At 74.1% G+C, this 20337-nt stretch carries 13 protein-coding genes; 9 read left to right on the top strand and 4 right to left on the bottom strand.

From position 1 onward, the window contains the following. Window positions 1-62: 62 nt before the first annotated feature. The 4 genes from narI to LEP48_RS17700 are packed head-to-tail and all read right to left on the bottom strand — an operon-like array spanning window position 63 to window position 7183. On the bottom strand, window positions 63-815 hold the full coding sequence (gene narI / locus LEP48_RS17715; protein WP_225566902.1) for a respiratory nitrate reductase subunit gamma: 753 nt from the start codon (window positions 813-815) through the stop codon (window positions 63-65). Beyond that, window positions 812-1513 carry a nitrate reductase molybdenum cofactor assembly chaperone gene (narJ, locus tag LEP48_RS17710; RefSeq protein WP_225566901.1) on the bottom strand — a complete coding sequence of 234 codons (702 nt, stop codon included), beginning with the start codon at window positions 1511-1513 and terminating at the stop codon, window positions 812-814. The genes narI and narJ overlap by 4 nt, the downstream gene beginning before the upstream one ends. Continuing rightward, complete coding sequence (gene narH, locus LEP48_RS17705; RefSeq protein ID WP_225566900.1) at window positions 1510-3264, bottom strand: nitrate reductase subunit beta; 1755 nt, start codon at window positions 3262-3264, stop codon at window positions 1510-1512. The genes narJ and narH overlap by 4 nt, the downstream gene beginning before the upstream one ends. Window positions 3265-3316: 52 nt before the next feature. Then, window positions 3317-7183 carry a nitrate reductase subunit alpha gene (locus LEP48_RS17700; protein ID WP_225566899.1) on the bottom strand — a complete coding sequence of 1289 codons (3867 nt, stop codon included), beginning with the start codon at window positions 7181-7183 and terminating at the stop codon, window positions 3317-3319. Between the two features lie 198 nt (window positions 7184-7381). Here LEP48_RS17700 and LEP48_RS17695 point away from each other — a divergent pair, with 198 nt between their 5' ends. From LEP48_RS17695 to LEP48_RS17655, 9 genes are all read left to right on the top strand, one after another. Further along, window positions 7382-8452 carry a tellurite resistance/C4-dicarboxylate transporter family protein gene (locus tag LEP48_RS17695; protein WP_225566898.1) on the top strand — a complete coding sequence of 357 codons (1071 nt, stop codon included), beginning with the start codon at window positions 7382-7384 and terminating at the stop codon, window positions 8450-8452. Between the two features lie 208 nt (window positions 8453-8660). Further along, on the top strand, window positions 8661-10028 hold the full coding sequence (locus LEP48_RS17690; protein ID WP_225566897.1) for an MFS transporter: 1368 nt from the start codon (window positions 8661-8663) through the stop codon (window positions 10026-10028). After that, window positions 10025-12460, top strand: coding sequence for a molybdopterin oxidoreductase family protein (locus LEP48_RS17685; protein WP_225566896.1), 2436 nt, complete (start codon window positions 10025-10027; stop codon window positions 12458-12460). Before LEP48_RS17690 ends, LEP48_RS17685 begins: the two co-directional genes overlap by 4 nt. Continuing rightward, entirely contained in the window at window positions 12457-14133 is a 1677-nt protein-coding gene (locus LEP48_RS17680; RefSeq protein ID WP_225566895.1) for an FAD-dependent oxidoreductase, read from the top strand. The genes LEP48_RS17685 and LEP48_RS17680 overlap by 4 nt, the downstream gene beginning before the upstream one ends. Window positions 14134-14266: 133 nt before the next feature. Then, the gene (locus LEP48_RS17675) at window positions 14267-14737 is read left to right on the top strand and encodes a P-loop nucleotide/nucleoside kinase family protein (RefSeq protein ID WP_225566894.1); all 471 of its coding nucleotides are present in this window, start codon (window positions 14267-14269) and stop codon (window positions 14735-14737) included. Between the two features lie 114 nt (window positions 14738-14851). Next, a complete protein-coding gene (gene nirB / locus LEP48_RS17670) occupies window positions 14852-17551 on the top strand; it encodes a nitrite reductase large subunit NirB (RefSeq protein WP_225566893.1) in 2700 nt (899 codons plus the stop codon). After that, window positions 17548-17964, top strand: coding sequence for a nitrite reductase small subunit NirD (gene nirD, locus LEP48_RS17665; protein WP_225566892.1), 417 nt, complete (start codon window positions 17548-17550; stop codon window positions 17962-17964). The genes nirB and nirD overlap by 4 nt, the downstream gene beginning before the upstream one ends. Continuing rightward, the gene (gene cobA, locus LEP48_RS17660) at window positions 17961-18794 is read left to right on the top strand and encodes a uroporphyrinogen-III C-methyltransferase (RefSeq protein WP_225566891.1); all 834 of its coding nucleotides are present in this window, start codon (window positions 17961-17963) and stop codon (window positions 18792-18794) included. Before nirD ends, cobA begins: the two co-directional genes overlap by 4 nt. Window positions 18795-18822: 28 nt before the next feature. Then, entirely contained in the window at window positions 18823-19923 is a 1101-nt protein-coding gene (locus LEP48_RS17655; RefSeq protein ID WP_225566927.1) for a uroporphyrinogen-III synthase, read from the top strand. Window positions 19924-20337 lie beyond the last annotated feature (414 nt).

Genomic DNA, 20337 nt, shown 5'->3' with positions numbered 1-20337 from the left:
GCGGGGCTGCATGGGGGCGGGCGCGGTGGCGAACGTGGTGGCGGGCGTGGCTCGTCGGCCGGTCAGCGGGCCCGGTCGGTCGGGTCCCATCCCGGCCGAGGGGCGCGGGACGAGACCGACACGTCGCGGGACCGGTAGACGACGTACGGGCGGAACGGGTACTGCACGGGCGCCGAGAACGCGTGCACCAGGCGGGTGAACGGCCACAGGGCGAACAGCAGCATCGCGGCGGCGACGTGCACCTGGAACGCCACGGGCACGCCGGCCATCAGGGCGGGCTCCGGCTGCAGGTACCACAGCGACCGGAACCACGGCGAGATGGTCTCGCGGTAGTCGTACCCGTGGCCGCCCGCGAGGATCTGCGTCTGGACGGTCGCCCAGGCCCCCGACAGGATCGAGGCCGCGAGGAACACGTACATGGTCTTGTCCATGGCCGTCGTCGCGAGGAACACGGGACCGGTGGAGCGGCGCCGGTAGATGAGGATGACCAGGCCGGCCACGGCGACCACCGCGGCGGCCGTGCCCATGGACGTGGCGATGAAGTGGTAGAAGCCCTCGGAGACCCCCACCGCCTCGGTCCACGTCTTCGGGATCACCAGCCCCAGGACGTGCCCGAGGACCACGAACAGCAGCCCGAAGTGGAACATGGGGGAGCCCCACCGCAGCAGGCGCTTCTCGTACAGCTCGCTGGAGCGGGTGGTCCAGCCGAACTTGTCGTAGCGGTACCGCCAGAGCGATCCCACCACCAGCACGGCGAAGGTCACGTACGGCAGCACCACCCACAGCAGGACCTGGCCCATCGTCGCGTTCGTCATTCCCACGGCAGCTCATCCCCGTTCCCGTACCCGCTCAGTCCGACCAGCTCGGCCGGGGGCCCGGCCGTCACCAGGTCCGCCACCCGTGCCGCGGTCGCGGCGTCCACCGGGGGCAGGGTGAGGCACACGGCCTCGACGGCCGCCGTCCACGGCGAGCCCAGGGAGGCGAGCGCCGAGCGCAGCACCTCGATCCCGTCGCGGTGCGCGGCCAGCAGGGTGCCGGCGATCCGGGCGCCGTCCGCGTCGCCGCGGGCGGACAGCTCGAGCACCGTGGGCAGGTAGTCCGGCAGCTCCCCGTCGGTGGCCTCGAACCCGGCGGCCCGGTAGGCCTCCACGAACCGGACGAGGGCGTGCCCGCGGCGCCGGGTGTCCCCGGCGGCGTAGTACGACAGGTACATCGCGCAGCGCCGCTTGAGGTCGAACGTCGCGACGTAGTCGGCCCGCAGCGCGACCGGGTCGCCCTCGAGCAGGGTGGTGGCGAGCCCGGCCAGCCGGTCGCGGACCGGCACCGGGAGCCCGGCGACGGCGTCCCGGACCGTCGGTGCGGCGGCGAGGGTGTCGTCGTCCGGGTAGGCGAGCAGCAGCGACGCCGCCATGTGGGCGACGGCGCGCCCGCCGTCGTCGAGCGGCACCGGCGCCAGCGGGTCGAGCTGCTTCGCGCGGACGCCGGGGCGCGGGAGGAAGGCGAGCCGGCTCATCGCGCGCTCCCGTCGAAGCCGTCGGGCGAGTCGGGTGCGGCGTCCTGCCGACCGCCGGGCAGGCTGCCAGGGTCGCCCGGGGCGGTGCCGCCCGGCTGCGCGGGAGTCTGGGGCTCGTCCGGCGGGAAGAGCCCGGTCGGCTTGCCGTTGCCGTCCCAGTTGAGCAGGTTGACGCGCCCCGGCGTGGACGGGCCGTAGGGGGAGTCCGCCGTCTGCCGGGAGGAAAGCGCGTGGAAGTTCTCCACCGCCACCGGCACCGGCGTCCCGGACGACGAGCCGAAGGGCCCCGCCCCGCCCATGCCTGGCCCGCCCTCGAAGTCGAGGGAGCAGGCCATCTCCTCCAGCTCGCGCGCCACCTCGGAGTGCGCGGTCGGGATGACGTACCGGTCCTCGTACTTGGCGATGGCGAGCAGGCGGTACATCTCCTGGACCGCGTCGCCGGTCATCCCGACGGCGGCCGCGTGCTCCTCCGGGAACTCGCGGCCCAGGTTGACCTCCCGCATGCCGGAGCGCATCGCGGCCAGCCGGCGCAGCACGCGCTCGACCGGGCCGGTGTCGCCGGCGGTGAACAGGCCGGCCAGGTACTCGAGCGGGATGCGCAGCTGCGAGATCGCGGCGAACAGCGTGCGGCCGTCCTCGCCGTCGCTGCCGGAGCTGGCCACCACGTCGACGACGGGCGACAGCGGCGGGATGTACCAGACCATCGGCAGGGTGCGGTACTCGGGGTGCAGCGGCAGGGCGACCTCGTACTCGTGGATGAGCTTCCAGATCGGGGAGCGCTGGGCGGCGGTGATCCAGTCGTCCGGGATGCCCTCGCGGCGGGCGGCCGCGACGACCTCGGGGTCGTTCGGGTCGAGGAACACCGAGCGCTGCGCGGCGAGGAGGTCGTGCTCGTCCTCGGTCGCCGCGGCGGCGCCGACCTTGTCGGCGTCGTACAGCACGAGGCCGAGGTAGCGCAGCCGGCCGACGCAGGTCTCCGAGCACACCGTGGGCAGCCCCACCTCGAGGCGCGGGTAGCACAGCGTGCACTTCTCGGCCTTGCCGGTCTTGTGGTTGAAGTAGACCTTCTTGTACGGGCAGCCGGTGACGCACATGCGCCAGCCGCGGCACTGGTCCTGGTCCACCAGGACGATGCCGTCCTCGACCCGCTTGTACATCGCGCCCGAGGGGCACGACGCCACGCAGGACGGGTTGAGGCAGTGCTCGCAGATGCGCGGCAGGTAGAACATGAACGTCTGCTCGAGCTCCTCGGCGACGTGCTCGCTCATGTGCTTGAGGATCGGGTCGTCCTGCATGGTCTCGGTCGACCCGCCGAGGTTGTCGTCCCAGTTGGCCGACCACTGGATGGACATGTCGTCACCGGTGAGCAGCGACTTCGGCTTCGCCACCGGCGTGTGCTGCCCCTGCGGGGAGCTGAGCAGCATGTCGTACTCGTACGTCCACGGCTCGTAGTAGTCCTGGATGGACGGCAGCTTCGGGTTGTGGAAGATCGAGGCGAGCTTCTTCGCCCGTCCGCCCGCGCGGAGCTTGAGCTTGCCCCGCTTGGTGCGCTCCCAGCCGCCCTGCCACGTCTCCTGGTCCTCGTAGGTGCGGGGGTAGCCGAGGCCGGGGCGGGTCTCGACGTTGTTGAACCACACGTACTCCATGCCGGTGCGGTTCGTCCACGCCTGCTTGCACGTCACCGAGCAGGTGTGGCACCCGATGCACTTGTCGAGGTTCATGACCATCGACATCTGCGCCATGACCTTCATGCGGCCGCGCTCCCTTCCGTGCTCGTTCCTCGCACTCCACGTCGCCGCTCGGTCACTGGTAACGCACCTCCTGGCTACGACGTCGGATGACCGTGATCTCGTCCCGCTGGTTGCCGGTGGGGCCGAGGTAGTTGAATGCGTAGGTGAGCTGGCCGTACCCGCCGGCCAGGTGGGTGGGCTTGAGCAGGATGCGCGTGAGCGAGTTGTGGATGCCGCCGCGCAGCCCGGAGGTCTCCGACAGCGGCACGTCGACCGTGCGGTCCGTGGCGTGGTGCATGTAGACGGTGCCCTCCGGCATCCGGTGCGAGACCACCGCGCGGGCGACGACGACGCCGTTGCGGTTCACCGCCTCGATCCACTCGTTGTCCCGGACGCCGATCTTGGCGGCGTCGGCGGGACTCATCCAGACGTTCGGGCCGCCGCGGGACAGGGACAGCATGAACAGGTTGTCCTGGTACTCCGAGTGGATCGACCACTTGGAGTGCGGCGTCAGGTAGCGCACGGCGACCGTGGCGTGCCCGCTGCCGCCCTCGGACGTGCCGTCGTCGGTGTCTCCCGGCCGCGGCGAGTCGCCGAACAGGTGGTGCAGGTCCAGCGGCGGCCGGTACACCGGCAGCTGCTCACCCAGCTCGATCATCCAGTCGTGGTCGAGGTAGAAGTGCTGACGCCCCGTGACGGTGTGCCACGGCTTGAGCCGCTCCACGTTGACCGCGAACGCCGTGTACCGCCGTCCGCCGTGCTCCGAGCCGGACCACTCCGGTGAGGTGATCACCGTCGTGGGGCGGGACTGGACGTCGGGGAAGGTGACGCGCTTGGCCTCCTCGTCGCGGGCCAGGTCGGCGAGCTGCTGCCCGGTGCGCTTCTCCAGGTGCTCGAAGCCCTGCACCGCCAGGCGGCCGTTCGTGGTGCCCGACAGGGCCAGGATCATCTCGCAGGCGTGCGTGTCGCGGTCCAGGCGCGGGCGTCCTGCCGCCGGGCCGGACGTCACGCGCCCGTTGACGTCGCCGAGCTTGCGCACCTCCTGGTCGGGCATGAACGCGACTCCCTTGGTGACCATGCCCTTGGAGTCGGTGAGCGGCCCGAGCGCCGCCATCCGCGCGGCGAACGCCGGGTAGTCGCGGGTGACGACCTGCAGCCGCGGCATGGTGACGCCGGGGACCAGCTCGCGCTCGGTGATCGGCTGCCCGGCGTCCGTGAGCGTGCCGTGCGGCACCGCGAGCTCGTCCGGGGTGTCGTGCGCGAGCGCCGTGGCCACCAGGTCCTCGCGCACGCCCAGGTGCTTCTCGGACATCTGGGACACGAGCCCGGCCAGCGTGTGGAACGTGTCGAAGTCCGTGCGGGTCTGCCACGGCGGGCTGATCGCGGGGTTGAACGAGTGCACGAACGGGTGCATGTCGGTGCTCGACAGGTCGTGCTTCTCGTACCAGGTGGCCGCCGGCAGCACGACGTCGGAGAACAGGGTGGTGCTCGTCATGCGGAAGTCGAGGGTGACGAGCAGGTCGAGCTTGCCGCGGGGGGCCTCGTCGCGCCACGTCATGGACTTCGGACGACGGTCGGGGCCCGCCTCGTCGGCGAGCACCGCGGCGTCGGTGCCGAGCAGGTGCTTGAGGAAGTACTCGTTGCCCTTGCCCGACGAGCCCAGGATGTTCGCCCGCCACACGGTGAGCACGCGGGGGAAGTTCGCCGGGTCGTCCGGGTCCTCGCAGGCGAACCGCAGGCGGCCCGCCTTGAGCTCGTCGACGACGTGCTGCTCGGGCTCCTTGCCGGCGGCACGCGCCTCGTCGACCAGGTCGAGGGGGTTGCGGTCGAACGTCGGGTAGCTCGGCATCCAGCCGCGCTGCGCGGACTCGACGAGGGAGTCCGCCGTCGTGCGCCCGGACAGGTGGCCCGGGGCGAGCGGCGACGCGAGCGCGTCGGCCGGCATCCCGTCGTAGCGCCACTGGTCGGTGGCCAGGTAGAAGAACCCGGTGCCGATCATCTGCCGCGGCGGGCGCACCCAGTCCAGACCGCCGGCGTACTGCGCCCACCCGGTGATCGGACGGCACTTCTCCTGGCCGACGTAGTGCGCCCAGCCGCCGCCGTTGACGCCCTGGCAGCCGGTGATCGTCGTGAGGGTGAGGAAGGCGCGGTAGATGGTGTCCGAGTGGAACCAGTGGTTCGCGCCGGCGCCCATGATGATCATGGACCGGCCGCCGGACTCCTCGGCGTTGCGGGCGAACTCGCGCCCGATCTGTGCCGCGGTGTCGGCCGGCACGCCGGTGATCTCCTCGGACCAGGCGGGCGTGCCGGGGGCGGTCGGGTCGTCGTAGCCGGTGGGCCACTCGCCCGGGAGGTCGAGCTCGTGGCGCTCGACGCCGTACTGCGCCAGCAGCAGGTCGAGGACGGTCGTGACGAGGTGGCCGCCGACGCGCCGGGTCGGCACGCCGCGGGTGACCACGCCCTTGCCGCCCAGGTGCGCCTCGTCGTCGGACGCCTGCCCGTCGGCACCGGCGCCGTCGGTCCCGGGCACGATGTCGAACCGCGGGAGCAGGACCGGCACGCCGGTCCCGGCCCCCGCGGGGAGCGAGGTGGCGTCGGCCACCGACAGCAGCGGGTCGACGTCACCGAGGTCGAGGTTCCAGGTGCCCTCGTCGGCCTCGCCGTAGCGGTGGCCGAGCGTGCCGTTGGGGGCGACGGGCGTGCCGTCGGCGTCCAGCAGGATCGTCTTGAAGTGGGCGTTGGCCATCGCCGAGGCCCCGGGCAGGGTGGCGTCGTCGAGGTCCGCGGCCGTGAGGAACTTGCCCGGGGTGTACGCCGGTGCGCCGGCGGCCGCCGTCCCGGGGTGCTCGTCGAGGCGCACGAGGAACGGCGCGTCGGCGAACCGCTTGAGGTAGTCGGCGAACGGCGCGGTGCGGCGGTCCACGAGGAACTCGCGCATGATCACGTGGCCCATGGCGATCGCCAGGGCGCCGTCGGTGCCGGGCTGCGGCGCGAGCCACTGGTCGGCGAACTTCGTGTTGTCCGCGTAGTCGGGGGAGACGGACACGACCTTGGTGCCGCGGTAGCGCGCCTCCGTCATGAAGTGCGCGTCGGGGGTGCGGGTCACCGGGATGTTCGAGCCCCACATGATGAGGTACGAGGAGTTCCACCAGTCCGCGGACTCGGGCACGTCCGTCTGGTCGCCGAACACCTGCGGGGACGCGACGGGCAGGTCCGCGTACCAGTCGTAGAACGACAGCATCGTGCCGCCCAGCATCTGCACGAACCGTGCGCCGACGCCGTGCGAGACCATCGACATCGCCGGGATGGGCGAGAAGCCCGCGACGCGGTCCGGCCCGTGCTCGGCGATCGTGTGCACGTGCGCCGCGGCGACGATCTCCGCCGCCTCGTCCCACGTGGCGCGGACCAGGCCGCCCTTGCCCCGGGCGCTCTTGTACGCGCGGGCGGTGTCGGGGTCGCTCGTGACGCGCTGCCACGCGAGCACGGGGTCGCCACCGACGGCAGCCTTGGCCTCCCGGTAGGCGTTCAGCAGGACGCCGCGCACGTACGGGTAGCGCACGCGCGTCGGAGAGTAGGTGTACCAGGAGAAGGCAGCGCCGCGGGGACAGCCACGCGGCTCGTACTCGGGGGAGTCCGGGCCCACCGACGGGTAGTCCGTCTGCTGCGTCTCCCACGTGATGATCCCGTCCTTGACGTACACCTTCCACGAGCACGAGCCCGTGCAGTTGACGCCGTGGGTGGAGCGCACCACCTTGTCGTGCGACCAGCGGTCCCGGTAGAAGACGTCGCCGTCGCGGCCGCCGGTGAGGAAGAGCTGGCGCAGGTCGGCGGACACCTCGCCCTTGCGCAGGTGCTTGCCGAGCTTGAGGAGGGACTCGGCGGCCCCGGTCGGGGGGGCTGCCCCGGCGTCAGCGGTGACGGGTGGGCGTGTCGTGGACATCCGTACTCCAGGGCTGGGGGTCCGAGAAGGTACTCATCGCATCATCGAGTGCCGGAAGCATTGCCGCACGTCGGCGCGCCGTTCGGCAAGGGCACGGCTTGTGAAAACGATCACGAGCGGCCGTCATCTCGTCGCCCGGTACGATGCGGCAGGTGTCCCGGCCGTCCGTGGCCGGTCGGCGACGGAGAGGAACGGGCCATGTCGCGCGGAGCCGAGCGATGGTCGGCGGCCCTCGTGCGCACGCTCTTCCCGGGCATCTTCGCGATGGTGATGGCCACCGGGATCATCGCCATCGGTGCCGGCCTCCTGGGACTGCGCTGGCTCGCGCTCGGCCTGCACGGGATCGCGGCCGTCATGTACGTCGTGCTGACGGTGCTCGTCGTGGCGCGCGCCGTGACGCGCCCCCGCGAGCTGTGGAAGGACCTCACCAGCCACGCGCGCGGCTTCGCCTTCCTCACGATCGTCGCCGGCACGGGGGTGCTCGCGGACGGCATCGGCCTCCTGTACGGGCGGTGGGGCGTCACCGCCGCGTTCGGCGTCGTCGGCACGGTGCTGTGGTTCGTGCTCGTCTACGTCGTCCTGGTGGCCACCATCGTGGGCCAGACCAAGCCGGGCCTCGAGCGCGGCATCAACGGCACGTGGTTCCTCCTGACCGTGAGCACGCAGTCTCTCGCGGTGCTCATGGCGCTCCTCCTCGGCCGGGCGGGGGAGCACAGCGACATGCTCGCCTTCGGTGCGGTCGCGGTGTTCATGCTCGGGGTCCTGCTCTACGTCATCGTCATGACGATGGTGTTCCTGCGGTGGACGTTCCTGCGGCTCACCCCCGACGAGGCCGACCCGCCCGTCTGGATCGCGGCGGGCGCGCTCGCCATCACCGTGCTCGCCGGGTCGAACCTCATGCTCGCCGCCGACGGCTCGTCCCGGATCGCCGGGCTGCTGCCGTTCCTCGAGGGGATCGTCATCATGGCGTGGGGCACCAGCACGTTCTGGTTCCCGCTGATGATCGCGATCTCCGTGTGGCGTCACCTGGTGCGCCGCCTTCCGCTGCGGTACCACCCGGCAAACTGGTCGATGGTGTTCCCCATCGGCATGTACGGCGTCGCGACCATCCGGATGCGCGACGCGATCGACCTCGAGCCGCTCGGCTGGGTGGCTCCGCTCGTCCTCGCGCTCGCCCTGGCGGCGTGGCTGCCGACCTTCGTCGGGATGCTCCGCCGGCTCGTGGTCGGCAGGCGTTCCGGCACCGAGGCGGTGAGCGCCCCCGCCTGAGTGCCGGAGCGACCTCACAGTCGCGAGAAGTCCACTGTGAGTCCCCGCACACGCGTATTTCACGCCGGCGCGCCCGGCGTCGAAACACCGCCTCCATAGCGTCAGGGCACCGGCCCGACGTCGAGCCGGTCGGCACACCACGGCACCGGAGCACTCCGGGCCGTCCGACCGCCCGACGACGTCGGGCTCGCGCCCAGGAGGACACGCGATGGCCGCTCCGCCCGCCGTGACCACGCCGGACCGCACCCGCACCGCCCCGCCTCAGGCCCCCGGCCGGCCCGGCCGGCGCGGCCGCTGGATCGAGGACTGGGACCCCGAGGACCCGGGCTTCTGGGCGGGCGGCGGGCGCAGGGTGGCCCGTCGCAACCTCGTCCTGTCGGTGTTCGCCGAGTTCCTCGGGTTCTGCGTGTGGGCGCTGTGGTCCATCGTCGTGCCGCAGCTCCCGGCCGCCGGGTTCGCGTACAGCGCCGACCAGATGTTCTGGCTGATCGCGGTGCCCGCCCTCGTCGGGGCCACCCTGCGCATCCCCTACACGCTGGCGGTGCCGGTCTTCGGCGGCCGCACGTGGACGGTCGTCTCGGCGTCCCTGCTGCTGGTCCCGGTGCTCGCGATGGTGTGGGCGGTGCAGCGGCCCGACACCTCCTTCGGCGTCATGCTGGCGGTCGCGGCGCTCGCGGGCTTCGGCGGGGGCAACTTCGCCTCCTCGATGGCGAACATCTCGTTCTTCTTCCCCGAGCGGGCCAAGGGTGCGGCCCTCGGCTGGAACGCCGCGGGCGGCAACCTCGGAACCGCCGCGGTGCAGCTCGCCGTGCCGCTCGTCATCGTCACGGGTGCGGGGGTCGCGCTCGAGCGGGCGGGGCTGATGCTCGTGCCGTTCGTCCTGCTCGCTGCGGTGCTGGCCTGGCGGTACATGGACAACCTGGCCACGGCCCGGTCCGACCCGCGGTCGTTCGTCGTGGCGCTGCGCGAGCCGCACACGTGGATCATCTCGTTCCTCTACATCGGCACCTTCGGCTCCTTCATCGGGTTCTCCGGGGTGTTCCCGACCCTGCTCGCCGGGCAGTTCCCCGAGGTGGCCCTCTCGCTCGCCTTCCTGGGCGCCCTGGTGGGGTCGGTGACCCGACCGCTGGGCGGGGTGCTGGCCGACCGGTGGGGCGGCGCCCTCCTGACGATCGCCTGCTACGGCGTCATGGCGGTCGGCGCGACCAGCGCGGTGATCGCCCTCGGCAGCCGCAGCTTCCCACTGTTCTTCGGCTCCTTCCTGCTGCTGTTCGTCGCCACGGGCGTCGGGAACGGGGCGGTCTACCGCATGATCCCGGTGGCGTTCCGGGTCGCCGGTGCCGCGGGCGGCGGGGCGGCGACGGCGCGTGCCGCCGCCGGGTGCATCGGCATCGCCGGAGCTGTCGGGGCCTTCGGCGGGTTCCTCGTCCCGCGCGGGTTCGCGATGTCGACGGCGGCCACCGGGTCGCTGGCCGCGGCCCTGTGGGTGTTCGTCGGGGCGTACGTCGTGATGGCGGCCGTGACGTGGGCGGTCTATGGCCGCCGCGGCACGGCGATGCGGGCGGCGCGCGTATGACCGCGGCGGTCGCTCGCCCGACGCCGGCCCGGCCGACGGCGACGCACTGCCCCTACTGCGCGCTGCAGTGCGGCATGGACCTGACGCCGGCCGCCGCCGGCGGCGCTCCGGTGACCAGCGCTCCGGTGGCCAGCGCCGCGGTGCCCGTCACCGTGTCGCCGCGGGACTTCCCCACCAACCGTGGCGGGCTGTGCCAGAAGGGCTGGACCAGCGCGAGCGTGCTGCGGGCCCCCGACCGGGTGACGACGCCGCTGCTGCGCGGCGTCGACGGCGCGCTGGCGCCCGCGACGTGGGACACCGCCCTGGACCTGATCGCCACGAGGGTCGCCGCGATCCAGGCCGAGCACGGGCCGGGCGGCGTCGCCGTCTTCGGCGGGGGCGGGCTGACGAACGAGAAGGCGTATACGCTCGGGAAGTTCGCCCGGACCGTGCTGCGCACCCCGCACATCGACTACAACGGCCGGTTCTGCATGGCGTCGGCCGCGGCGGCCGGGAACAGGGCGTTCGGCCTCGACCGGGGCATGCCGTTCCCCGTCACGGACCTGGCGGGCGCCGACGTCGTCGTGCTGCTCGGCTCCAACGTGGCCGAGACGATGCCGCCGTTCGTGCAGCACCTGGCGAGGGCCCGCGCGGCCGGTGGGCTCGTCGTGGTCGACCCCCGGCGCTCCGCCACGGCCCGGCTGGTCGACGACCCGCAGGGTGGCGCACCCCGTGCGGGCCGCGGCGGCGTGCACCTGCAGCCGGTGCCGGGCACCGACCTGGTCGTGCTGCTCGCCCTGCTGCACGTGGTGCTCGCCGAGGGCCTGGCCGACCGTGACTACCTGGCCGCGCGCACCTCCGGGTTCGACGACGTCGCGCGGTCGGTCGTGGCGTGGTGGCCCGAGCGCGCGGAGGCGGTCTGCGGCGTCCCCGCCGACGAGCTGCGCCGGGTGGCCCGGCTCCTCGCGGCGGCGTCCCCGTCACGGGGCGGGCGCGGTGCGTACCTGCTCACCGGGCGCGGCGTCGAGCAGTCGACGCAGGGCACCGCGACCGTCACCGCGGCGATCAACCTGGCGCTCGCCCTCGGGCTGCCGGGCCGGGCGGGCTCGGGGTACGGCTGCCTCACCGGGCAGGGCAACGGGCAGGGTGGGCGCGAGCACGGTCAGAAGGCCGACCAGCTCCCCGGCTACCGGCGCATCGACGACCCCGCGGCCCGCGCGCACGTCGCGGCCGTGTGGGGCGTGGACCCCGCGACGCTGCCCGGACCGGGTCGCCCCGCGGTCGCGCTGCTCGCGTCCCTCGGCACGGACGGCGGGCCGCGTGCCCTGTTCGTGCACGGCTCCAACCTCGTCGTCTCCGCGCCGAACGCGGACCGGGTGCGCGAGCGGCTGGGCGCGCTCGACCTGCTCGTCGTCTGCGACACCGTGCCGTCGGAGACCGCGCTGCTGGCGGACGTCGTCCTGCCCGTCACCCAGTGGGCGGAGGAGGAGGGCACGATGACCAACCTCGAGGGCCGGGTGATCCGCCGGCGGCGGGCCGTCGACGCGCCGGGGCACGTGCGCTCCGAGCTGTGGATCCTGGCCGAGCTCGCCCGCCGTCTCGGGTCGCCCGTGGACTTCCCGGACGACCCCGCGGTGGTCTTCGACGAGCTCGCCCGGGCGTCGGCGGGCGGGCCCGCGGACTACTCGGGCCTCTCGCACGCGCGCCTCGACGCCGACGAGGCCGCCGGCGGGCCCGGCCTGTTCTGGCCCTGCCCGGCCACCGGGCCCGCCCGCGAGTTGTCAGGACCAGGACCACTGGAACGTGCACCTGGTCCTGACAACTCGAGAGCCCGCGAGTTGTCAGGACCACGTGCAGGTATAGGTGCACCTGGTCCTGACAACTGGCGGGGGCAGCACCCCGGCACGCCGCGCGTGTTCCTCGAGCGGTTCGCGACGCCCGACGGCCGGGCCCGCGCCGTCGTCGTCGACCACGTCGGCCCCAGCGACGACGTCCGCCCCGACGCCCCCGTCTACCTCGTCACGGGACGCGTGCTGCAGCACTACCAGTCCGGGGCGCAGACCCACCGGGTGCCGGAGCTCGAGCGGCTCGTGCCCGAGCCGTACGCCGAGCTGCACCCGCACCTCGGCCAGCGTGTCGGCGTGCCCGACGGCGGCCGGGTGCGGCTCACGTCCGCGCGCGGGGACGTCGTGGCGACCGCCCGCTGGACGGACGCCGTGCGTCCCGACACCGTGTTCATGCCGTTCCACTGGGGTGGTCCGGGCAGCGTCAACCGGGTCACGACCGACGCCGTCGACCCCGTCTCCGCGATGCCCGAGTTCAAGGTGTGCGCGGTGTCGGTCGCCCCCGCCGAGTCGCCCGAGCCGCTCCCGGCCGCTGCGCCCACCGACGACGACTCGGCAGTGCCCACCGACGACGACTCGGCAGTGCCCACCCAGGAGGTACCCGTATGACCCTGCCCCCGCTCCGCGTGCCGCAGCGCGTCATCGTGGTCGGCCTCGGCATGGTCGGCGCCCGGCTCGCCGACGAGCTGGCGCGCCGAGACACGGACGGCGCCCTCGACGTCACCGTGCTCGGGGCCGAGCCCTACGAGCCGTACAACCGGGTGCTGCTGAGCGACGTCGTCGCGGGCCGCACGGACGTCGCCGCGATCGTGATGCCGTTGCCGGGCGGCGAGCGGGTCGCCGTGCGGCGCGAGGTCGCGGCCGTCGCGGTCGACCGCACGGCGCGCGAGGTCCTCGCCGACGACGGCACGCGCCACCCGTACGACCACCTCGTGATCGCCACCGGGGCCGTCGCCCGCGTCCCCGAGGTGCCGGGGCTGGCCGCGGTTCCTGGGCAGGGCACCGGGTCGGACGGCGCGTTGCCCGCCGGCGTGCACGCGCTGCGCACGCTGGACGACGCGCGCGAGATCGTCGCCGCGACCGTCAACGCGCCCCGGGCCGTCGTGGTGGGCGGGGGAGTGCTCGGTGTGGAGGTGGCGACCGGGCTGGCGAGGCGCGGCCTGCAGGTCGCGCTCGTGCACCCGGGGCGCTCGCTCATGGAACGCCAGCTCGACGACGACGCGGCGGGCGTGCTGCGCGCGAGCCTGCGCGACGCCGGAGTCTCGGTGCACCTGGGCGCCCCGCTCGCCGAGGTGCTGGTCGTGGGCGGCCGCGCCGTGGGCGTCCGGGTCGGGGGCGAGGGTGACGGTGAGACAGGCAGGGCGTCGGCGGGCGAGGTGATCGGCGCCGGGCTCGTCGTGCTCGCGTGCGGTACCGTCCCCGCCACCGCGCTCGCCCGGCGGGCGGGGCTGGCCGTCGACCGCGGGGTCGTGGTCGGTCCGGACCTGGCGAGCGTGAGCGACCCGCGGGTCTACGCCGTCGGGGACTGCGCGCAACCGCCGGAGGGCTCGCGCGGCCTGGTCGCGGAGGGCTGGGACCAGGCACGGCGGCTGGCCGAGCGGCTGGTGACGCTCGCCGCCGCCCCGCCTGCCCCCGTGCCCGTGCGGCGCGGACCGTCCGAGCACCTGCGCCTGCCGCACGACGGCGAGCGGCCCACGATGGCGGTGCGGCTCGGCACGCTCCTGACGAGCCGGGCGCCGTCGGACCGTGGCGTGGACACGCGCGGCACCGACGTCGTCAAGGTCAAGGCGGGCACGCTGAGCGTCGTGTCGATGGGGCGCTCCGGGGCCGGGCGGGTGGCGGTGCCCGGCGAGCGCGCCCTGCGCCTCGTCGACCCGGCGGCGGGCAGGTACGTCGAGGCCGTGGTGGCCGACGGCGTGCTGGTGGGCGCGACGTGCGTCGGGGACGCCCGGGTGGCGGCCGACCTCACCGCCGCGTACACCCGCCGTGTCCCGGTGCCCGTGGACCCGGCCTTCCTGCTGCTCACCGCCGTCATGCCGGCCGCGGAGACCACGTCGAGCCCCGAGCGCATGCCCGACGACGCGACCGTGTGCCGCTGCAACGGCGTGACCAAGCACGACATCGCGGCCTGCGTGGCCGACGGCGCGACCAGCACCGAGGACGTCGCCCGCGCGACCCGTGCCACGACCGGCTGCGGAAGCTGCACCGAGGCCGTGTGCGGGCTGGTGGAGTGGCTGGGGGCGGCGGGCCGAGAGACCCCGACGCCCGTGACCGCGAGGTAGTGCTTCCCGTACCCGAGTAGTGCCCGCCGGGCACTACCGCGGTACGGGAAGCACTACCTCGCGGTCGGGTCCCCTCACTTCCCCCAGCACGTGGCCCTCCCGGACGCAGCGCACGTAGGTAGGGTCGTCGGCCATGACGGCACACCTGGTCCTCATGTGCGGCCCGGCAGGGTCCGGGAAGTCGACGCACGCCCGTCGCCTCGAGGCCGCCGGCTGGGTGCGCGTGTCCGTCGACGACCTGGCCTTCGCCGAGGGGTTCACCGCGCACCCGTTGCCCGACGACGTCGCGCAGCGGGTCGCGGCCGACCTGCGCGAGCGGGTCGCCGCGCTGCTCGACGAGGGGCGGGACGTCGTCGTCGACAGCTCGTTCTGGTCCCGGGCGTCCCGCGACGAGTACCGCCGGCTCGGCGCGGAGCGCGGCGTGGTCGCGCAGGTGGTGTTCGTGTCGACGCCGCGGGAGGTCGCGCTGGCGCGGGTGGCCGCGCGCACCGGCGCCCATGCGCACGACGTGCTGCTGGCTCCCGACGTCGCCGCCGCGTACTACGACGGGTTCCAGGTGCCGACCCCCGACGAGGGCCCGCTCGAGGTCGTCCCCGGCGGCTGACCTCCGCGCGCGACGGACTCCTCTCGCCCGGATTGTTTCGCGCGTGAGGCAGATGTTCCCGCCGGGTAACGACCGGCGCACCCGGGTGAAACGGCGGTTTCCTAGCGTCGGGGCATGAGCAGCGAGCCCCCCACCACCAGCGTCGACGGCCCCGGCGACACGCGGCGGCACGTGGTCGTCATCGGCGGCGGCATGGTCGCCCAGCGTTTCGTCGAGGCCCTGCGGTCCCGCGACACGGACGGCGCGTGGCGTGTCAGCGTCTTCGCCGAGGAGCCCCGCAAGCCGTACGACCGCGTGGGGCTCACCCGCTACTTCGAGGTGCGCGACGCCGACGAGCTCACCCTGGGCGACCCGGCCCTGTGGGACGACCCGCTGGTCGAGCTGCACCGCGACTGCAAGGTCTCCGCGATCGACCGCGAGGCGCGCACCGTCACCGACCGGCTCGGGCGGGTGCACGCCTACGACGAGCTCGTGCTCGCCACCGGCTCGAACGCCGCCGTGCCGCCGATCCCGGGCAACGACCTGCCCGGCGTGTTCGTCTACCGCACCATCGACGACGTCGCGGCCCTGCGCGGCTGGGTCGAGGCCAAGCGGGAGGCGGGGCGTGTGGAGACGCGCGGCGGCGTGGTCGAGAAGCCGGTGCGCGGCGCCGTCGTGGGTGGCGGCCTGCTCGGCCTGGAGGCGGCGGGCGCGCTCAAGGCGCTCGGCGCGCAGGCCACGGTGATCGAGTTCGGCACCCACCTCATGGGCGTGCAGATCGACCTCGGCGGCGGGCAGGCGCTCAAGCGGCTCATCAACGACAAGGGCATCTCGGTGCGCGCCGAGACCGCGACCAAGGAGATCCGGCCGCACCGGCGCACCGGCCACGTGGGGCGCATGGACTTCGCCGACGGCGGCCGGCTCGACGTCGACGTCGTGGTCCTGGCCACGGGGGTGCGCCCTCGCGACGAGCTCGCCCGTGCGGCGGGGCTGGAGACCGGCGAGCGCGGCGGCGCCGTCGTCGACCTCACGTGCCGCACGGCCGACCCGCACGTCTGGGCGATCGGCGAGGTCGCCTGCATCGAGGGGCGCTGCCTCGGGCTGGTGGCGCCCGGCAACACGATGGCGGAGGTCGTGGTCGACCGGCTGCTCGGCGGCGAGGCGGTGTTCCCGGGCGCGGACACGGCCACCAAGCTCAAGCTCTCCGGCGTCGACGTGGCCAGCTTCGGCGACGCGCACGGCCGCACCGAGAAGTCGGTCGAGATCGTGTGGGCCGACCCGCTGGCGGGCGTCTACAAGAAGCTCGTGATGTCGGACGACGCCCGCACGCTGCTGGGCGGCGTCTTCGTCGGCGACGCGGCGCCGTACGCGTCGCTGCGGCCGATGCTCGGCGCCGAGCTCCCCGGCGACCCGGCCGCGTTCCTGCTGCCGGAGGGCGGCGGGGCGCCGGCGCTGGAGCTGCCGGACGAGGCGCAGGTGTGCTCGTGCAACAACGTCTCCGCGGGCGCCGTCCGCGGGGCGGTCACGGAGCACGGGTGCACCGACGTCGCGGGGGTCAAGGCCTGCACCCGGGCCGGCACCACGTGCGGGGCGTGCGTGCCCCTGGTGACCAAGCTCGTCAAGACGGAGCTCACCAAGGCGGGCGTCGAGGTGAGCAACGCGCTGTGCGAGCACTTCGAGCTGTCCCGCGCGGAGCTGTTCGACGCCGTCCGCGGGGCCGACCTGCACACGTTCTCGGAGATCATCGCCCGCTTCGGCCGGGTGCCCGACGGGACCACCGACGCCGGTCGCGGCTGCGACGTCTGCAAGCCGGTGGTGGCGTCGGTCCTGGCGAGCCTGGGCAACGGGCACATCCTCGCCGGCGAGCAGGCGGCGCTGCAGGACACGAACGACCACATGCTCGCCAACATGCAGAAGGACGGCACGTACTCCGTCGTCCCGCGCATGCCCGGCGGGGAGGTCACCCCCGAAGGCCTGATCGTCGTCGGCCAGGTCGCCAAGGACTTCGGCCTGTACACGAAGATCACCGGCGGCCAGCGCATCGACATGTTCGGCGCGCGGGTCGAGCAGCTCCCGCAGATCTGGGCGCGGCTCGTGGACGCCGGGTTCGAGTCCGGCCACGCGTACGGCAAGTCGCTGCGCACGGTGAAGTCGTGCGTCGGCTCCACGTGGTGCCGCTACGGCGTGCAGGACTCCGTGGGCATGGCGGTGCACCTCGAGCTGCGCTACCGGGGGCTGCGCTCGCCGCACAAGCTGAAGCTCGGCGTCTCGGGCTGCGCGCGCGAGTGCGCGGAGGCCCGCGGCAAGGACGTCGGCGTCATCGCCACCGACAAGGGATGGAACGTCTACGTCGGCGGCAACGGCGGCCAGACACCGCGCCACGCGCAGCTCCTCGCCGAGGACCTGGACGACGCGGCCCTGATCCGCACCATCGACCGCTTCCTCATGTACTACATCCGCACGGCCGACCGCCTGCAGCGCACCGCCCCGTGGCTGGACGACGTCTCCGGGGGGCTCGACGGCGTGCGCGCGGTCGTCCTGGACGACTCGCTCGGCATCTGCGCCGACCTGGACGCCGCGATGGCGGCACACGTCGAGGCGTACGAGGACGAGTGGAAGGCCGTCCTCGCGGACCCCGAGAAGCTCGCCCGGTTCGGCTCGTTCGTCAACGCGCCGACGACGCCGGACCCGGCGCTCGCGTACGTCCCCGAGCGCGGGCAGAAGCGGCCCGCCACGCCCGACGAGGTCGCCGCCGGCGCCTTCGACCCCGACCTGGTCCCCGTCGTCGACGCTCCGGTCCTCGTGGCCGGTCCCACCCTGGAGGTTCGCGCATGAGCACCCTCGCCCCGACCCCGCCGACCTCCGCCCCGCCGGTCGTCGCCGGCCCCTGCTGGACCGCCGTCTGCCCGCTGGACGCGCTCGTCCCCGAGCGGGGGGTGGCGGCGCTGGTCACCGGGTCCGACGGCGAGGAGGTGCAGGTCGCGCTGTTCCGGCTCGTGGACGGCACGGTGCACGCCGTCCAGCAGCTCGACCCGTACGCCGGGGCGAACGTCATGTCGCGCGGCATCGTGGGGACGCGGCGCGGCACGCCCACCGTCGCCGCCCCCGTGTACAAGCAGGTGTTCGAGCTCTCCTCCGGACGGTGCCTCGAGGCCGCCGGCAAGGAGCCGCGCGAGGGGCTGTCCGGCGACCTGGCGTCGTACCCCGTCGTCGTGGCGGACGGCGTCGTCCACGTGGGGCTCGGATGACCTCCTTCGGGCGGGTGACGCTGGTCGGCGCCGGGCCGGGCGCGGCCGACCTGCTCACCTACCGTGCGTGGCGGGCCCTGACGACGGCGGACGTGGTCGTCACCGACCGGCTCGTGCCTACCGAGGTGCTGGACGACCTGGGGCCGGGGGTCGAGGTCGTCGACGTCGGCAAGACGCCCGGGCGGCACACGCTGCCGCAGCACGAGATCGACGCGCTGATCGTGGCCCGCGCGCAGGCCGGCCAGCGGGTCGTGCGGCTCAAGGGCGGCGACCCGTTCGTCTTCGGCCGCGGCGGGGAGGAGGTCGCGGCGTGCCGTGCGGCGGGCGTCGAGGTCGAGGTGGTGCCCGGTGTCTCGTCGGCGCTCGCGGCCCCGGCGCTGGCCGGCATCCCGCTCACGCACCGCGGGACGACCACCGCGTTCCACGTCGTCACCGGGCACACCCGCGAGGGGGAGGCGGGGCACGGTCCTGTCCTCGATGCGGTCTCCGTGTCCTGCGTCACGCAGCGCGCCGCTACCCTGGTCATCCTCATGGGGGTCTCCGCCCTGCCCGCGATCGTGGCCCACCTGCTCGACGCCGGTGCAGACCCCGGTACCCCCGTGGCGATCGTGGAACGGGGCTCCCTGCCCGACCAGCGCGTCACGCGCGCCGCCCTCGACCTGGCGGCCAAGCGTGCCGAGGAGGTCGGCGTGCGGTCTCCCGCCGTGGTCGTGGTGGGGGCCGTGGCGGACGAGGGACTTCTGGAGGCTGTGCGTGTCGCAGGAGGAGGCCGGGCGCCCGGCGGGGCCGGCGACCGCCGCGCCCGAGCCGTGGGAGGGGCCGGTGGCTGAGCCGACCCGCCCGGTGCTCGGGCAGGTCATGGCGGGCTGCACGGTGCTGGTGACGGCGGACCGGCGGTCCGGCGAGCTCGCCGCGGCGCTCGAGCGCCGCGGCGCCTCGGTGCGCCACGCCCCGGCGCTGAGCATGGTCTCCCACGTCGACGACGACACCCTGATCTCCGCGACGCGCGCGCTGCTCGACGACGCGCCCGACGTCGTCGTCGTCACCACCGGGGTCGGGTTCCGCGCCTGGGTCGAGGCCGCCGACGCGCACGGCCTCGCGGACGACCTGCTCGCCGCCCTGGGCCGGGCGCGGCTCGTGGCGCGGGGGCCGAAGGCGCGCGGCGCGATCCAGGCGGCGGGGCTGCAGGCCGACTGGGTCGCGGAGTCCGAGACGTCGGCGGAGGTCGCCGAGGTGCTGCTCAGCGAGGGGGTCTCCGGGCTGCACGTCGCGATCCAGCACCACGGCGCGGGGGCGGACGGCCTGGACGTGGTGTTCGCCAAGGCGGGCGCCCGGGTGTCGGCGCTCGTCGTCTACCGGTGGGGGCCGCCGCCGGACCCGGCGGCCGTCGAGGCGTCCGTGCGCGCCGCCGCCGCCGGGGAGATCGACGCGGTCGCGTTCACCTCGGCCCCGGGGGCGGAGGCGTGGATGCGTGCGGTCGAGGACCAGGGGCTGCTGGACCAGGTCGTGGCCCGGTTCGCCGACGGCTCGATGGTGGCCGCCGCCGTCGGCTCGGTGACCGCCCGGCCCCTGGAGTCGCGCGGGGCGCCGACCCTGCAGCCCGACCGCGGTCGCCTCGGGGCGCTCGTGCGCACGCTCGTGGGGCACTACGAGCACCTGGAGTCCGTGGCGCTGTCCACCGTGGCCGGGCCGTTGGTGATCCGGGCGCGCGTCGCGGTGCTCGACGGTCAGGTGCTGCCGCTGTCGCCCACCGGGGTCTCGGTGCTGCGGCTGCTCGCGTCCGCCGGGGGCGACGTCGTGCCGCGCGAGCGGGTCCTGGACGTGCTGCCGGGTTCCTCGCGCGACCCGCACGCGGTCGAGGTCGCCGTCGCGCGGCTGCGCGAGGCGGCGGGGCGGCGGGACCTGGTCAAGACGGTCGTCAAGCGCGGCTACCGCCTGGAGCTCGCGCACAGCATCTGACCAGGGCTGATGGGGAGCTCTCCCCTGGGCGGCACCGGCCGAGGCTGAGTACTCTCGTGCGGACGAGGACGGGAATTTCGCTGGCTGACCTCCGGGGGAGCCGAGGAGGGGAGAGGCACCATGGTGAGGCCTGCTGACTGGTCGCCGGTGGGGTTGGATGCGGATCCGACGCCGGGGGATCCGGTGCTGGTGCTTGCCGGGGGGCAGGACTATCTGGAGGTCGCTGAGTAGATCGATGGTGCGGCGGGGGCGATGTCGCGTCTGGATGTGGCGGGGTCGGTCTCCCGGGCGGTGGATGCGTTGATGGAGACCAAGGAGGACACGGTCTCCCAGATCCGGCGGGCGTATGCGCGGTATGAGGCCACCGGGAGCGCGTTGGTGGATTATGCGTCCGCGTTGGAGCGGGTGCAGGCC

Origin of the sequence: Isoptericola luteus, assembly GCF_020297055.1 — a bacterium.
Lineage (GTDB): Bacteria > Actinomycetota > Actinomycetes > Actinomycetales > Cellulomonadaceae > Isoptericola > Isoptericola luteus.
This window is presented reverse-complemented; position numbering and strand designations above follow the sequence as displayed.

Coding starts and splice junctions, on each gene's coding strand:
- narI (WP_225566902.1), bottom strand. CDS start 815: ATGACGAACGCGACGATGGGCCAGGTCCTGCTGTGGGTGGTGCTGCCG.
- narJ (WP_225566901.1), bottom strand. CDS start 1,513: ATGAGCCGGCTCGCCTTCCTCCCGCGCCCCGGCGTCCGCGCGAAGCAG.
- narH (WP_225566900.1), bottom strand. CDS start 3,264: ATGAAGGTCATGGCGCAGATGTCGATGGTCATGAACCTCGACAAGTGC.
- LEP48_RS17700 (WP_225566899.1), bottom strand. CDS start 7,183: ATGTCCACGACACGCCCACCCGTCACCGCTGACGCCGGGGCAGCCCCC.
- LEP48_RS17695 (WP_225566898.1), top strand. CDS start 7,382: ATGTCGCGCGGAGCCGAGCGATGGTCGGCGGCCCTCGTGCGCACGCTC.
- LEP48_RS17690 (WP_225566897.1), top strand. CDS start 8,661: ATGGCCGCTCCGCCCGCCGTGACCACGCCGGACCGCACCCGCACCGCC.
- LEP48_RS17685 (WP_225566896.1), top strand. CDS start 10,025: ATGACCGCGGCGGTCGCTCGCCCGACGCCGGCCCGGCCGACGGCGACG.
- LEP48_RS17680 (WP_225566895.1), top strand. CDS start 12,457: ATGACCCTGCCCCCGCTCCGCGTGCCGCAGCGCGTCATCGTGGTCGGC.
- LEP48_RS17675 (WP_225566894.1), top strand. CDS start 14,267: ATGACGGCACACCTGGTCCTCATGTGCGGCCCGGCAGGGTCCGGGAAG.
- nirB (WP_225566893.1), top strand. CDS start 14,852: ATGAGCAGCGAGCCCCCCACCACCAGCGTCGACGGCCCCGGCGACACG.
- nirD (WP_225566892.1), top strand. CDS start 17,548: ATGAGCACCCTCGCCCCGACCCCGCCGACCTCCGCCCCGCCGGTCGTC.
- cobA (WP_225566891.1), top strand. CDS start 17,961: ATGACCTCCTTCGGGCGGGTGACGCTGGTCGGCGCCGGGCCGGGCGCG.
- LEP48_RS17655 (WP_225566927.1), top strand. CDS start 18,823: ATGGCGGGCTGCACGGTGCTGGTGACGGCGGACCGGCGGTCCGGCGAG.